Origin of the sequence: Rhizobium sp. Leaf453 (genome assembly GCF_001425605.1) — a bacterium.
Lineage (GTDB): Bacteria > Pseudomonadota > Alphaproteobacteria > Rhizobiales > Rhizobiaceae > Pararhizobium.
The window spans coordinates 1-14,910 of sequence record NZ_LMRG01000007.1 but is presented as its reverse complement, the minus strand read 5'-3'; the positions used below and the strand labels follow the sequence as shown (position 1 = coordinate 14,910).

Below are 14,910 nucleotides of genomic sequence, written 5' to 3'. Positions count from 1 at the left end.
TTGAAGTACCCAACAGGCTGCTCCACGACGCTACCGTTCCGGACAGACTTGAAACCTTAAGCCATTGGTGCCATTTCAGATTGCACCCGAATTTAAGGCCCACCGATGCCAGATCGAAAGCATATACCGACAGAGTTGAAACTGCGCCTTTTCTCAGCGGCCGCTGGCCATTGCCAGCGTCCTCACTGCCTCGATCCCCTCTTCCCTGCGGAAATGGGAGGCGACAAGCATATTGCAGAGATGGCGCATGTGATCCCGCACGGCGAGGGCGGCCCGCGGCGGGAAGAACGTCCAGAAGGGGAGTTCGAACCGGACACGTTCGAAAATCTCATCCTCCTATGCCCGACCTGCCATACGATCGTAGACAAGGATCCGGACGCCTATCCTCGCAACTCTTTGCTGGGATGGAAGGCGGAGCACCTTGGGGCGCTCGCGCGCAAGCAGGGCATCCGAGCCTATGACGTGCGCGGGCAGGTGCGCGACGCGATCACCGCAGCCATGAGCGAGAACAAGGCTGTTTGGAAGGAATTCGCCCCCGTGGATGGCGAGGCTTTCGAATTCGACCCGGAGTCTGAGACCGCGAAAACGTGGTCTCAGCGGATGAGGAGCGTGATCCTGCCGAACCATTTCCGTACCCTCGCGATCATCAAGACGAACCTCCATCACGCGACCGACGCGGAGAAGGAAACTTTCGCTCGATACCAGGAACACGTTCGAGGTCTTTCCGAGCGGCACGTCTGCGACGTCGCCGGGAGCGGCATCCGGTATCCTGAAGAGATGGACGGAATTTTCGCATGAACTGGCAGGTTGGCTACGCGCTCAAATCCATCCAAGAAGTTCGGGTCGTAACGGGGGCGGAGAATATCCGTGGAGACGCGATCAAGATTACGGCTCACGGGCGGCCGGACGCGGTCGCCGTCATATCAGAGGCCGACTTCATCGATCTTGCGTTGGCGATGGGTTACCACCAGCAATATCCAGAGATGCACTTCCTCTGCGGATATAGAAAAGGCGCCGTTTGGGAAGGCGCTGCCATCAGATATCTCGAAGGTCAGAAGATCGGCTGGGGCAACGGCGGGACGCTCACCTCGGCCATTCAGGACGACAACGTGAAGACGGCCAGTCACAAGGAATTTTTCTTCTCGGATCGGCTGATCAGGCAGCTCCGATGCGTGACGTCGATCGATCGAGAGTTCGATCGGATCCATAGCGTGACACTCGCAGACGGTCGGAAGCTTCGGATTGGGATGGTCAGGGAATACGAGCCTACGGCCGAGGCGGTTCGGGCCCTTTGGGATCGGTTCGGCGCGGTGGATGTCGTATGGAACATCAACCCGAATGGGAAACCCACCCAAAAGGCTATCGAAGCTGGAGAAGAGCTGGGCTGCAAGGTGATGAAATGGGACGAACTCCAGGTGCTCCTGAAAGGACGTTGAAGACGTCCGGTGAAGTGGCGAGGCATCTTCTTGAAACCTGCCCTTCGCTGTCCGAGTTCCAATCCTTCATGTTCGGATCTTCCCTCGTTCGCGTCGGTAACGACTTCGACATCCTGGTCGTCGGCCCGTCCGGCGAGCCGTTGTCGCGGCTGAAAAACGAGATCAGACTTGCGGGCAAGAACCTGCCGCTGGACGTCCTCTATATGCTGCCGCCCGAAGCCGAGGAGACGGGGTTTGTTCTCAACGAAAAATGCGTGCCGCTGCTCGAGCTGGCTCGATCACGCTGGGGATGAGCTCCCAGCGGGTCGCGTCGAACACAAGTCTGCACTCCTGTCCGTGGATAAGAAGCCATTTGGCTTCCACGCTCTCGTTATTCGCGAACACTTTGCTACTCTCGGCTGCCGCAAAGGAATTGATTCGCGTTGAGGCAAGATGGGCGTAGTCGAGAAGTTAAAACAAGAAGCGAAGCGCGAGGACGGCGGCGCGGTACTGACCGAGCGCCTCGACTACCAGTATGCTTGGGGAATCCAACGGATGCTCGCGCTTCACGTCAGCGATCAATCCTATGCATTCTTGTTCGAATCCCACGACGACATCCTAGAACTCGACCACGAGGCGACGCCGAAGAAGGTTGTCTTCTATCAGGTGAAAACGCGCAAGAGCGGTAACTGGACGGTAAGCCGGTTCACCGAGCGGAAGAAGGCGAAGGACGGCAACGGGCACGGTGCATCCGTCGCGGGAAGGATGTTCGATAACATCCGGCGCTTTTCGACGTGTATAGACCGTGCGGTAATAGTCACGAACATGCCCATGCCCAAACTCAGCCGGGATGTCGGCGAGCATTGCCTGACAACACTCGACAAGGATTCGTTGAAAGAGCTCGGGATCGCAATGAGTGCCGAAGACGCCGCATTCGTGACGGCGACGCACCTGCCGTACTACCATCTGAACTACAGTCCCCTCCATTTCGACAACGCGCATCACACCGTCGTCGGACAAGTGGCCGACATCCTTTTTAAACGCACGGGAAGCGAACGCGGCGCGAAGACGTTCTTCGACGCCCTGTCCGGCGAATGCAGGCGGAAGGCGAAGCCGCAGCCCGCAGTTCGTACTTTGACGGGGTTCGACGCCGCGCACGTCCTCAAGAGGTCCGACGTCGAATCCTTCCTCGGCATACATGGAGAGCATACGGCGCCTAGCTGGGCGAATGTAGCCCCGTTTCTCCAGCCGCTTGGGTTCGTCAGGGTCACGGCAATCATGAAGGCATGGGACCGCTACGAGATCGAGCGCAGAACGCGCTGGGAAACGCTGCGACATGTCGCGCCGAAGATCGCGACCGCTATTGAACCGATTTTCAATGGGCGTCACGATTTCGTCGTAGCTCTGCAGGAGGCCGTCGTCGAAGTTAGGGATGTGGTGCAGGCCTGGTCGCCGACTGCCGACGACGCCGCGATCGCCGCCATGATCCTCTACGAGTACCAACGCCAATGAACGAACGCGAACGCTTCGCCCTTCTCGTCCGAAATCTGAGAAAAGAAAAAGATGAAACGCTTGAGCTTCGAAAGGCTGGAATTGTTGTCGCTGACCGAAAGGAAGGCACGGACGATAGAATTCCACCCGAAGCTGACGATCATCCAGGGAATGAACGGGGTCGGTAAGTCCTCTGTCATCAAGAGCCTCTACTGGACGCTAGGTGCGGCTCCACAGGCGATACATCGCGACTGGGCGGCCGCGAACGTCAAGAGCAGACTTCATATGCGGATCGACGATGCCGCCTATTCCGTCGTCAGGGACGGCCGTCAACTGGCCATGTTCGATGTCGACGGAAAGAAGCTGATCTCCACTAACAGTATCACGCACGAATTCGGACCGTTTCTTGCAGACAAGCTCGACTTCGGTCTGACCCTGTTGAACAGGCAGAACGAACCCGAGATACCTCCGCCTGCCTATGCGTTTCTACCTTTTTACATGGATCAGGACGGAGGATGGGAGCGCCCGCTCTCGTCGTTCGACAGGCTGACGCAATATGCGAACTTCAGGCGGGCCATCATCGAATATCATTCGGGTATCAAGCCCAACGAGTTCTACAAGATCTCGGCTGAAAGGACAGTGGCCGCACGGCTTAAGTCCGAGGCTCTATCCGAAAGGAACACGGTAGCCGGCGTCATCGCCAAGCTTGGTCTCGATCCGGTCTTCCAGGGTATCGAGCTTTCTGCCTACGCTCACGACGCAGCGGTCGAGGACCTTCTCGCCCGCCTGACGGAACTGCGCGACGCACGGCAACGGCGCGCGGCGAAACTCGCCGCGGTGGTCGACGAGCGGCTCCTTCTGGAAGAACAGATCGAGCTGGCCCGCGCTGCGGCGAGAGAACTCGGAGCCGATGCGAACTGGGCGGCCTCGGACGGACGCGAGACGATTGCCTGCCCGACATGCGGCACGGATCATCGGAACGATTTCAGGCACCGTTTCTCGATCCTCGCAGACAGGGATCAGTGCTTCGAATTCGTAGCAAGCTCCCTCGACAAGATCGACGATCTCGCGAAGAAGGCGCGCGACGTCGAAAAGGGGATGGTTTCTACCGACCGCATTATCGCTGAAGTCCAGTCGACGCTGGAAGTCGAACGTGAACGAGTCACGCTCAAGGAGGTGATCGAGAACGAGGGCCGTCGGCAGGCCATGTCGCTTTTCAACGAGCAGATTTCCGAGCTCGACGAGAAGATAGGGACTTTCGAGGCGTCCATCGTCGAGATGGAAGCGGCTCTCAAGGAATTCAACAAACGGCAACATCGAGAGCAGCGCGAGCGGTTCTATGCCGAAAGGATGCGCAGCTATATCGACAAGCTGAATGTGCTGAATCCCGACTACGACGCGATATCCAAAATCACCGGGCGCATTGTCGAGACCGGCAGCGAGCAGCCTCGCCTGCTTCTGGCGTATGAACTCGCGCTGCTTGCGACCATTCAGGAGTACTCGACCGCATTCTCTGCACCAATGGTCATCGACAGTCCGAACCAGCAGGATCAGGACGACAGGAACGCGCGGTCCATGCTTTCGCTGATCATCGATTCCCGTCATCCCAAGGGTCAGACGATCCTCGGGACGGTTTCAATGCACGGCATTGATCCGGGCGACGCCAGCGTCATCGAATTTACCGACAAGCGATCGGTGCTACAAAACAGCGAATTCGAAGTCGTCTCGGGTTCCTTGAGGCCCGTGCTTGAGACGCTCTGACACCAATATCCGCCCGATCTGCCCGCCCCGGTGGTCAATCGACATGCGTAGGGTGCTCGGCTCCCATTCACCTTTTGCCGAAAGCAGTTGCCGTTATCAATGATGAAGCATAGCGTATAGGGCGAGGATTCGCCTCTAGGATTCAACTTCTAATAATAATTACTGAGTAGAATTCGGCGTGCGGATGGGGGAACGATGCGCCTGGGGGAATTTACAGATCAAGCGTTACGCGCCGAGTTCGAGAGAGGTCGGGACGACCTGAGCCGGCTGGCGGAAATCAGTGAAGTCTTGAAGGCGCGTGAGACAGACGCCGCTCTCGAACTCCACTGGGAGGTTGTTGCCGAGCTGAGAAAGCTTCGCAAAGCTTTGCCCGCCGCTAAACCGAACGATCCGATAGTCCGCTGGCTTTCCACCTACCTGTTCAAAAGAGCTCTTAGAGCACCTGACGGCCGGCAACTTCATAGATACAGGATGACCGACGCCGAATACCTTGAAGCGCAGACACTGCTGCGCATTTCGCAGGCGAAAATCCTGCGCGAAGATGGCTCTGCGGGTGCTCTGTTCGTCGTATTCTGTGGCGAGTGGTTCCGCAGAGAGTCCACCACATTGTTCTTGAAATGGGACGCCCTCAACCTGGACGTCCTAATCAACGTTCCTCACGATGTCCGGCGACGCCTTTCGGAAGTCGGCCTGAAGTATTGGAAGCGCCCTCTTCTGAAATTCGACGGTGGTCGAGAATTCTTGCTCTCGCTTGCTTTGGAAGGTGGAATTTCGGCAAATGTGATCGCAGACGGCGGATCAAGCTGGCTCTCGGACTATCTTCGAAACATTATGCGTTTCTCGCTGTTGGACGGTACGGCGGACCACGTCAAAGGGTTTGCCCATGACATGTCATGGATGATCCGCAAATCCTACAGGCAGGAAGGATTCGTTGACCTCTGCGCGGAACTCGTACTGACCTTGCTCGACTGGCGTCGAACGGTGGAGACCGCGCCGGCTGGAGTCGATCCTGTAGCCTTTCTCGATGCGCAAAGCCCTGAATGGAAGTCCACCTTACCTATATTCATCCCCACGAACGACGAGCAGATCGCGCGGCGGCTTTTGAGCGGTCTGCTGGTCGAGAAGGCCGAAGCTGGAACGGCCGGCAGTGGGGTCTGTGCCGAACGCTATCTTGTTCTCGACGGCGAACTATGGCGACCTGCGCTGCTCCTGAAGGCGCGCGGTGACATTCCCGCCGGCAAACTCCCCGGCGTTTCCTTAAAGGGACGATGGAAGGCAGGTCCGTCTGGCAAGCTTGTCGACTTCCTTCCGAGCCAGTTGGCGCTCTTCGAGCCTCCCACCGAATTCGAGAAGACATGGCGGATACGTCCGACGGCGACGCTCGACAGAATGCACGTAGGATTCGAGTTCAACCAGGGTGTCACCGTCAATCTTACGTGCGGATCGGAAGTTCATCCCTTCGTATGGCCCGGTGGTTCGCCTGTCGTGGCGAAAATCATGTCGTTCGTCGCAGAAGGTTCCGTCGACCAGACCGCGCCGAAAAAGCTTCGGCTAGCCAAGACGGGCTCTGCGAGCCTACCCGCACCGACAGTTTACGTGTTAGCGCCTGCGGACTGGATCGCCATTACGCAGGAAGGAACGGCTGCTCCTGAGACATGGCCGGCAGCAGGCAAGACTGTCGTCCACATCGTCACCGGCACCACCTACTTCCAAAAGCCTGATGCAGCGATCGGCGAGCGGTACAGGATAGAGGCCGGCAAGGACGAACGGCAAGAAAGTCTTGCGCTATCGGCTACAGACACCTCTCCGCTTCAGCCTGCTGACGAGATCGAAATATTCGAAGGGCTAGTCACGATCGAGATCAGCTCGCAGACGGGCGTGCGCCAGATCCGTCCAAATGAAGTCCTAATCCGTCAGCCAGGCGGGTCATGGACGCCGGTCAAGGAGCGTCGATTGTCTCGCCTCGGCGTCTTCGACATCTCCTGGCGCGACCCGATCGCAGACATACAACTTGAGCGAAGGCGTATCGCGATCGTGCCAGTCGGCGCGCGGCTGCATGGCAGGATGACCAGCGCTACCGAAGCACAGATCATCCAGGACAACTTTGACGGATGGACCATCGGCCTGGGATCTGGCGACATCGCGGCTCGAAACGTGCGCGATGGGGAACACCGCCTCTCGTTCGCCGGGCGTCCCCGGTATCGTGTCGAGGCAATTCTCCGTGCTCCGCAAGGCCAGCCATTTAAGGTGTCCGTGCCGATAAAGAGCCGGTTGGCCTCTGTCATTTCCAGCGACGGCGAGATCGTCCAGCCTGGCCAGGAGATCGATGTGACCGTCCTTAGAGGGGCAATTGCAGAGAGTTCTTCGAAGGCCACGCTCACGCTCACTCCCCGGAATGAACGATCGAGTTCCCTTCAATTCAGCTTCAGTGGAGAAATACCGCTATCTGTCTTGAAGCCGGTCGTCGAAGAACTGATGGCGCGTATCAGTGATCAGGACGCCGTCCTCGACATGGATTTCATCGGCGATGCTAGAACGTCGATAAGATTGAAGCGATATAGGTATCCTTCTCCTCGCTACCACGATGGACTTGTCGTCCTTGATCGGGTGCTGCCGTCAGATCCTGTCGTGCGTATGATCCTGCGACCGACGGAGGAGCATGCGTTGAAACCCCATGGAGAAGGCACGTTCGCGCTTCCCGATTTCTGCGAGGGCCCGTGTCTCGTCTACGTTCGGGACGGCCCGGACGTTGTTTCGAGACCGCTTCTGGTGGTCCTTCCTGCGAGCGGAGGGGACCGCTCCGTGCTCTTGTCGGCTCTGTTCTCGCCCAACACCAGGTCACGAACTGCAGCTTTTACGGAAGCGCTCGCCGAGTTCGAGTCCGGGTCGCTGAGAGCTGAAGACGTAAATTATCTAATCGACCTCGCGTGCAATCTGAACGGCCTTCCTGCTGCAGCCTTCGACGTTCTCAAGGTCATGGCCCTCCGGCCCCACTCGTTGCTTCGTCTTTTGTTCAAGGCCAAGGACGATGCGCAGAGACAGGCGATATGGGGGCTGCAGGACCAGTTGCCCTTCCTTTGGCTTGCACTGCCGTCAAAAGCCTGGAGGGACACGCTCGTCTCCGAGAGGGAGGAATTCGAAAGAGCTCTATCGCTTGTGCAACTGCCGCCGGAAAGGCTTTTCGAGCTTCTGGCAGGGCACTTTCAGTCCCTGCGCGCCGCCCTCCTATCAATCGAACCCGCTCTCACAGCGGTCTTCGATGCCGGCCTCGCGCAACTGCAGCCGTCACTGGACATCGTGCTGATGGAATTCGTCCGCGACCAACATCTTTTTGACGACGAGACGGCAGAGCGGAAGGTTGGCCGCAATCCGGTGCTGGAACTTCTGTTGCAGTCATCGATCCGCCTGCCGGCGGAGTTTAAAAATCATAGCGTGGCGGATTTCGAAGGGATTGCGGTTCCAGCATTCCTCGCTGCCGCTGCGACAGGAAAGATTGCTTCAAGCAGTCTTTCCGACATCGTAGTGCGCCGGACACTCCGTGAGCACGGCCGGTACGTCTCCTTTGCCTATCCGCATCTTTTACGTTTTTACGAGGCCCTTTCTTGAAACCCTTCAATACTCTTTCCGATATTCGTCGAAGAACGGCAGAAGCAATCATCGCGCAGTCCGGGATCAGAAACATCGCACTCGCAGATCATATGAGGCGAATGTTTGGCTCCGACTCCTCAACCGAGGGCGCCCTTTTGCAACAGCCGGTTATCGAGGGGGCGCATCCTTATGTAACGGCCGAAGGTACGATGGCCAATGTGGAAACGTCCCTGCTGCATACTCGTTTCGTTTCGATGCTTGATGAAATTCCCGAGCCAAATGACTACCGGTTTCCAAGGAGCCGCCGCCCGTTTGCCCACCAGTTGGAAACCTGGCAACACCTCGCGAGCGGCGTCTCGCCCCAGTCCGTGCTGGTCACGTCCGGAACTGGTTCGGGCAAGACCGAGTGCTTCCTTTTTCCGATCCTGAGCGATCTTGTCCGGCAGCTCGAAATGGTAACGACGCCTTTGGAAGGCGTGCAGGCAATTATGCTGTATCCGTTGAACGCGTTGATCGAGAGCCAGCAAGAGCGTCTTTCCGCATGGACGGCGCCATTTTCCGGTAAAATTAGGTACTGCCTCTACAACGGTAACCTTCCTCAATCGGAAAAAAACTCAGTGCGTCGCGAGACGCCAGAGAAGCTTCGCGATCGCGAGCAGCTACGCGCAAGCCCTCCACCGGTTCTGGTAACGAACATCACGATGCTTGAATACATGCTCGCCCGTGCGGACGACCAGCCCATCATCGAGAAGTCCAAGGGAAAGCTCAAGTGGATCGTCCTCGACGAAGCTCACTCTTTGGTCGGCGCCGCGGCAGCCGAGATAGCACTACTGCTGCGCCGCGTCCTCATTGCTTTCGATTGCAAGCCAGAAGAAATTCATTTCGTGGCGACCTCGGCAACGATCGGCAGCGGTGACGACATCCAGTCCCAGCTCAAGAGATTTCTCGCCGACGTCGCAGGGATCGAACATGCAAACGTCCATGTTGTCGAAGGTCATCGCCAGCTTCCGGGCCGCCCAGCCCAACGCGCCCGGATCGCGAACGTTGACTCGCTCTTCGCCTCTCCTCCGGAGGAGAGGTACGAGGCTCTTGCGGGCGATGATCGCGTATGGAGCTTCATTTCTGAGAAACTGTTTAAGGAACCGCTGACGCTCGCTGAATTCGAGCGTTCCGCTCAGACACTGGGACTTGATGCTGAGCGATATCTAAATCTGCTTTCCAGCGCGGTGAGGCCGCATCCAGAATCGAAGGGCGACGAGGAACGATTGGCGCCCGTAAGGGTGCATAGCTTCGAAAGAGCGATACCAGGCCTCTGGACCTGCGTGAACGGCGGTTGTCCGGCATCACCCGCTGGCTGGTCGTTCGGAGCGGTTTATATCGATCGCTGCGACTTTTGCCCAGCCTGCACCGCCCCAGTGCTTGAGATCGTGAGCTGCTCCGAGTGCGGTGAGGTCCTTCTGGAAGCGGAAGAGCTTTCAAACGACAGTATCCGCTCTACCCGCCGCGACCTCGGCAAGGACGAGTTCGAGCTCGAAGCCACCAGGGATGACGACGGCACGGGCGACGATGTCGACGCGGAGGCAGCGGAAGAGGACAGAACGCTTGCGGAGATTGTAGGGACAGAGATTCTGATTGGGTCTATGGCCGGCCCCGAGTTCAGGCCATTGCACCTTTCCAGGACCGACTGGAGCATCGAGGCAGTTGGGTCGGTAAATTCAGTTTCGGTGTACTCAGCTCTAAAGCTCGAATCCTGTCCCTGCTGCCAGACGAACGCCACAAAAGGCATTGACAGACTGCTTCGCCCAGTCCGTTTTGGCGCACCTTTCATGATAGCGAACGCGGCGCCGATCTTGTTGGAAGGCGTCGATCCTGAGATGGCGAGGGAAACGGCACCGTCTCAGGGTAAGCGTGTCCTGTCCTTCACCGACAGCCGCCAGGGCACTGCGCGCATGTCGGCGAAGATCCAGGCAGAATCCGAACGAAATTTCGTTCGCTCGTTCGTCTTTCACACTGTTCAGCACTCACTAGGAACCGGAAGCACGGTTGACACTACTGATATCGAGAACACGATCGCCGGTCTGGAAGCAGCATTGGCTCTTTCTCCGAACGCAGTCTTGCAAGGTCTCCTCGATAAGGAGAGACAGGCGCTCGCCGATGCGAACAAGCCGTCTCCCGGCGGTATCGCCTGGGACGACATGGTCACCCGACTTTCGCAGCGCAAAGAAGTTGCTGAGTGGGTCAAGGAAGTCTGGCAGCCGCGCGATCCGGAGCTGTTCCACGACAGCAGGAAGCTCGCCGAATTCCTTTTGCTCCGCGAATTCGCGAGACGTCCTCGCACCGCGCTCTCCCTGGAAAGCCTAGGGCTCGCCAGACTTCGGTTCGCAGGCATCGACAGCAAGACTGTCGTACCGCCCGCGTTTGTCCGCTACGGAAAGGGTGTCGAAGACTGGCAGGCGTTCCTTTATGCGATCACGACGTTCTTCCTACGTGCCAATGCTGCCATCGCGATCGACGAGGGCGTCATGCATTGGATCACTCCGAGGGCGAGGATTCGATCATTACGCGCTCCCGGACGAACCACGGATGGCGACCGCCGATACCTGGCATGGCCGGGGGTTCCGAAGAACCCATCCAATCCTTCCACGCCTCAGATGCTCTTGATGAATGGCTTGGGACTGGATCCATCAAGGCCAGACCACCGCGCCGATTTCGAAGACATCTTCAATGGGGCTTGGAACCAACTGCAGGCGGTTCTCAACAACAATCCAGACCATCCGGCACTGGATTTGCGCAAGGCCCACATCGCCCCTCTGTTGGACGGGTTCTTCTGCACGCTGACGCGCAGGATCGTGGACATTGCTCCTTTCGGTGCGAGCCCGCTTGTGAGGGCGTCGAGGCACTCGGCCCGACGCCTGGCGGAGCCGAGGAAGCTGCCCGCCCTGCCATCGATTCTTCTAGGCGACGTCGATTTTGAGGAAGGCCGGCGAGCGATCCGCGACTGGCTCGAAAGTTCCGATAAGGTGAAGGAGCTGCGCGCCGACGGTGCCTGGAACAACATTTCGGACCGTGTCGCTCTGTTCGCCGAATATTCTCGTTCGGCAGAGCACTCGGCGCAGCAGGACGCTTCTGTTCTTCATCACTACGAAAGACAGTTTAAGGCCGGGGCGATCAACATACTGAATTGCTCGACGACGATGGAGATGGGCGTCGACATCGGATCGGTCTCGACAGTCCTCATGACGAACGTTCCGCCGTCGGTAGCCAACTACAAGCAGCGGGTGGGACGCGCGGGCCGCCGCAGACAGCCATTCTCGCTCGCCTTCACCTTTTGCCGGGACCGGCCGCTCGACCGCGAGGCGTTCAATTCGCCGGCACGATATCTTGCCCGCAGTCTGGCCGCGCCGAAGGTGGCCCTGAGCAGCCGGCCGATCGTGCAGCGACACGTGAACGCATTCCTGCTGAGGCGCTTCATGCTCGAGCGCGGTGGCAACGCGATCAAGATGGAGATCGGGGCGTTCATGGGTACGCCGGCAGTGGTCGGTGAAAACCGACCCCTTGTCGACCAGCGACCGATCGCGGCTTTTCGCGAGTGGCTCGCGCTGCCGTCGACGGAAGGCGCGGTGGAGAAGGATCTTTCAAGCCTCGTTAGGCACTCGGTTCTCGAAGGCCAGTTCGATCTCGTCGAAAGCTGCCTGGAGATCGCAACCCTGCTCGAGACGGGCTTCGTGAACGAATGGACGGGACTGCAGGCTCTCGCCAAGGACGAAGGTATCAAGGAGGCGGCGAAGGGGAGGATGGCGTTGGAACTGAAGCGGCTGTGCCAGGAGTTCCTTCTAAGCGCACTCGCTGACCGCGGCTTTCTTCCCGGTCACGGCTTTCCGACCGGCGTCGTCACATTCGTCCCACACAAGGCGAAGACCAGCGAGCCGCAGGATGGACGGCGAACAACGCGGCTTGTTGGTCCGCAACGGTCTCTCGACCTCGCCATACGCGACTATGCTCCCGGCTCCGAGATAGTACTCGACGGTCTGGTGCATAAATCGGCCGGCGTGCTCCTCAACTGGAAACGACCCGCAAGCGAAGAGAACGTTCGGGAAGTCCAGAGCCTCAAGTTCCATTGGGTCTGCCAGACCTGTGGCACGAGCGACACGGGCCGGGAGTTCGTCCCTGAATGCCCGGTCTGCGCCGGAGCGGTCAAGAACGACCAGTATCTCCGGCCGGCCGGGTTTTCGGTCGACGCGCGAGACAAGGCCCACGCGGAGACAGACATCATCTCTTACGTGCCGCCCGAGGAGCCGAGCGTTTCCGTCCGCGCGAGCGCATGGACGTCGCTGCCCATTCCAGATCTCGGTCGGTTCAGAAGCACAAGGGAAGGATCAGTCTACTACAGCAATCGCGGTCAGTCGAAGAACGGCTACGCCCTTTGCCTACATTGCGGACGCGCGGCACCCGATCACGAAAACCTTGAGAACGGCGATCCCAATCCTGATCTGCGGTCGCCGCTCCAGCTCCATCTTCCGCTGAGGTGGAAGAAGGGAGAGAGCCGGATGTTCTGCGAAGGCAACGACAGTTCTTGGGCGATCAGGCGAAATCTGGAGCTTGGCTACGAAATCACGACGGACGTTTTCGAGTTGCAACCTTCCGCTCCCTTGAGTAGGGCCGCAGCGACCGCGCTCGTCTTAGCCTTACGCGAAGGGATCGCTCGCGACCTCGGCATCGAAGCCGACGAGATGGGTTTCGCGACGCAGAACTGGGAAGGCACCCTCGCCCAGCGCGTCCGGTCGATGCTGGTATTCGACCGCGCGGCAGGCGGCGCTGGATTCTCATCCGCGATACCCGCGCGGCTACCGACGGTGCTGCGAGAGGCTCGGGCGGTCCTAGACTGCTCCAACCCTGGATGCATGACAGGATGCGCGGCATGCGTCCTGGTGTCCGACGCTCCGTTCGAGGAAGGAAAGCTCGATCGAATCGCTGCGCTGAAATTCCTTGACGCGCATCTCTCGTTGAACGACGCCCTTCCGGACGACGAGCGTTTTGCAGAGGACGCCCTTCTCTCCACGTCCCCCCTGGATGAAGTCAACCGGCTTCTCATCGACTCCGCGAAGCCCGTCGTGCATGTCTTCCTTCCCGAAACGACGGACGCCGGACACTTATCCGAATGGGCGGCACTGGCTCAGTTCGCAAAGTGGCACTCGCAGGGATACGACATTCGTTTCGTCGTCCCGGACGCCGCTCTGCGTGCCTATGACGGCGCAAGAAAGCTGGCGCTCTACGACCTCGGACTGCGGTTTAGTAGGACCGGCGGCGCGTTCCCGATCCATTCTGGAACCGCGACGACGGCGGCCAATGGCGCGGTCGCTGGCATTGCCGTGACCTCGGGATTGAGAACGACAGCGTGGGCGTCGAGAGATCTGTCGTCTTGGCTTCCAGGAGCGAACTGGGGCGAGCCGGCGAGGAAGCCGGTCGTAAAGGCGACCGTAGACTGGATGCCCTCGGCCACGTCGATAGACAAGAAGTCCCTGCTCCCATCGGCGGCATCGAAATACGACCAGATCGAGAACGAGCTTGATCGGGCGCTGACGATCTTCGGCGGCAGCATGGCTTCAAGGATTCGAGGTCTTCTTGAGGACTTGGGAATCCCGAAGACGACAACGATCGAGTCCATCGTCTACAGCGACCCCTACGTAAAGTCTCCGTTGGTGGCGAAGATGTTCGTCGACACAGTTTCGGCTCTGACCAAAGGGGCGACCCCTCGTCGTGTTGTCGAGCTGCTGACTGGAGATCAGCCGGGAAACAAGCCGGGAATGCAGAACTCGCTATCGAACGACTGGCGAGACGGTGTGATCGCCGAAGCGGTGTTGAAGGAGTACGCTAAGAAGAAGGACATCGACTTCCGCGTCACGTTCAAACGCGTCGCCCACGGCCGTTATATGCACCTGCGGTTCGACGGCGGCAAATCGGCAACGATCGTATTTGATCAGGGTTTCGGCGCATGGAAGACGGCTGGAAACGGTGCGTCGTCGTCGGCCCGGTTCGACTTCCGTGACTCTGCCGTAAGGCAGGCGGACGCGATGGGCAGATCGAGCGCGATGGTTAGCAAGAGCGGTCACGGCCCGACGTATCTCGTCGCCAACATCGATTAGGGGCCAAGATACCAGCGGTTGCCAAGCCTCGTAAGTAAGCTACGACATTGTCGGTGATTTCATTGGTGGCTTTTGCGGTATGTAAGTGGGCTCTCAGTCACGGAAGAACTTCTCGAAGGAGTGGAAGATGTCCCAGACAGCCACCGGGACGTCGGCAAAGGTCATCTCGTCGATCACTCGGGTTTCGGTCAAGTTGACGCTGAATTCATCTTGAACCGCCTTTGCGATGCTAGAGAAGGCGGCCTTTCCGCCTACTTTCGCACTTCGAAACTCGGGCTGCTCCCAGTTCCTACGAAATTCCTCCGATGCGAGAGTGTAGACGCTGTGCATGTTCGAGTTAGGCTTCCTCTTCATCTCTTGTTGGACGGAATTGTGTGTTTCGGCGTGGAATATTGACCCCTCTGGCGGGGTGACCGGCGTCCAATTTTGACCCCCCACCTGTTTCGTCTGACCATCCGTCTTTTGCTGGCGGATGGTTGGCCCATCGCGCCAGCGCATCGAACTGCAAATCC

At 58.7% G+C, this 14,910-nt stretch carries 8 protein-coding genes; 7 read left to right on the top strand and 1 reads right to left on the bottom strand.

Translation table 11 applies throughout. The features are described 5' to 3' along the window. The first annotated feature begins 105 nt into the window (after nt 1–105). From ASG68_RS10365 to ASG68_RS10335, 7 genes are all read left to right on the top strand, one after another. Nucleotides 106–798, top strand: coding sequence for an HNH endonuclease (locus ASG68_RS10365; protein WP_062609703.1), 693 nt, complete (start codon nt 106–108; stop codon nt 796–798). After that, on the top strand, nt 795–1,436 hold the full coding sequence (locus ASG68_RS10360) for a hypothetical protein (protein ID WP_062609701.1): 642 nt from the start codon (nt 795–797) through the stop codon (nt 1,434–1,436). Before ASG68_RS10365 ends, ASG68_RS10360 begins: the two co-directional genes overlap by 4 nt. 68 nt (nt 1,437–1,504) lie before the next feature. Beyond that, entirely contained in the window at nt 1,505–1,729 is a 225-nt protein-coding gene (locus ASG68_RS10355) for a hypothetical protein (RefSeq protein WP_062609717.1), read from the top strand. Nucleotides 1,730–1,868: 139 nt separating this feature from the next. Next, nucleotides 1,869–2,927: a dsDNA nuclease domain-containing protein gene (locus ASG68_RS10350; RefSeq protein ID WP_062609700.1), complete on the top strand. Its 1,059-nt coding sequence runs from the start codon at nt 1,869–1,871 to the stop codon at nt 2,925–2,927. Between the two features lie 51 nt (nt 2,928–2,978). Continuing rightward, on the top strand, nt 2,979–4,667 hold the full coding sequence (locus ASG68_RS10345) for an ATP-binding protein (RefSeq protein WP_062609698.1): 1,689 nt from the start codon (nt 2,979–2,981) through the stop codon (nt 4,665–4,667). 195 nt (nt 4,668–4,862) lie between these two features. Then, entirely contained in the window at nt 4,863–8,273 is a 3,411-nt protein-coding gene (locus tag ASG68_RS10340; protein WP_210173829.1) for an STY4851/ECs_5259 family protein, read from the top strand. Next, the gene (locus ASG68_RS10335; protein WP_062609695.1) at nt 8,270–14,398 is read left to right on the top strand and encodes a DEAD/DEAH box helicase; all 6,129 of its coding nucleotides are present in this window, start codon (nt 8,270–8,272) and stop codon (nt 14,396–14,398) included. The genes ASG68_RS10340 and ASG68_RS10335 overlap by 4 nt, the downstream gene beginning before the upstream one ends. 93 nt (nt 14,399–14,491) lie before the next feature. On the opposite strand, the gene ASG68_RS31730 is transcribed toward ASG68_RS10335, so the two are convergent. Then, the coding region (locus ASG68_RS31730) for a hypothetical protein (protein WP_162247273.1) at nt 14,492–14,910 on the bottom strand (419 nt) is incomplete at its 5' end.

What these genes read in the sequence shown, in the direction of transcription:
- ASG68_RS10365 (WP_062609703.1), top strand. Translation starts at nt 106, where the DNA reads ATGCCAGATCGAAAGCATATACCGACAGAGTTGAAACTGCGCCTTTTC.
- ASG68_RS10360 (WP_062609701.1), top strand. Translation starts at nt 795, where the DNA reads ATGAACTGGCAGGTTGGCTACGCGCTCAAATCCATCCAAGAAGTTCGG.
- ASG68_RS10355 (WP_062609717.1), top strand. Translation starts at nt 1,505, where the DNA reads ATGTTCGGATCTTCCCTCGTTCGCGTCGGTAACGACTTCGACATCCTG.
- ASG68_RS10350 (WP_062609700.1), top strand. Translation starts at nt 1,869, where the DNA reads ATGGGCGTAGTCGAGAAGTTAAAACAAGAAGCGAAGCGCGAGGACGGC.
- ASG68_RS10345 (WP_062609698.1), top strand. Translation starts at nt 2,979, where the DNA reads ATGAAACGCTTGAGCTTCGAAAGGCTGGAATTGTTGTCGCTGACCGAA.
- ASG68_RS10340 (WP_210173829.1), top strand. Translation starts at nt 4,863, where the DNA reads ATGCGCCTGGGGGAATTTACAGATCAAGCGTTACGCGCCGAGTTCGAG.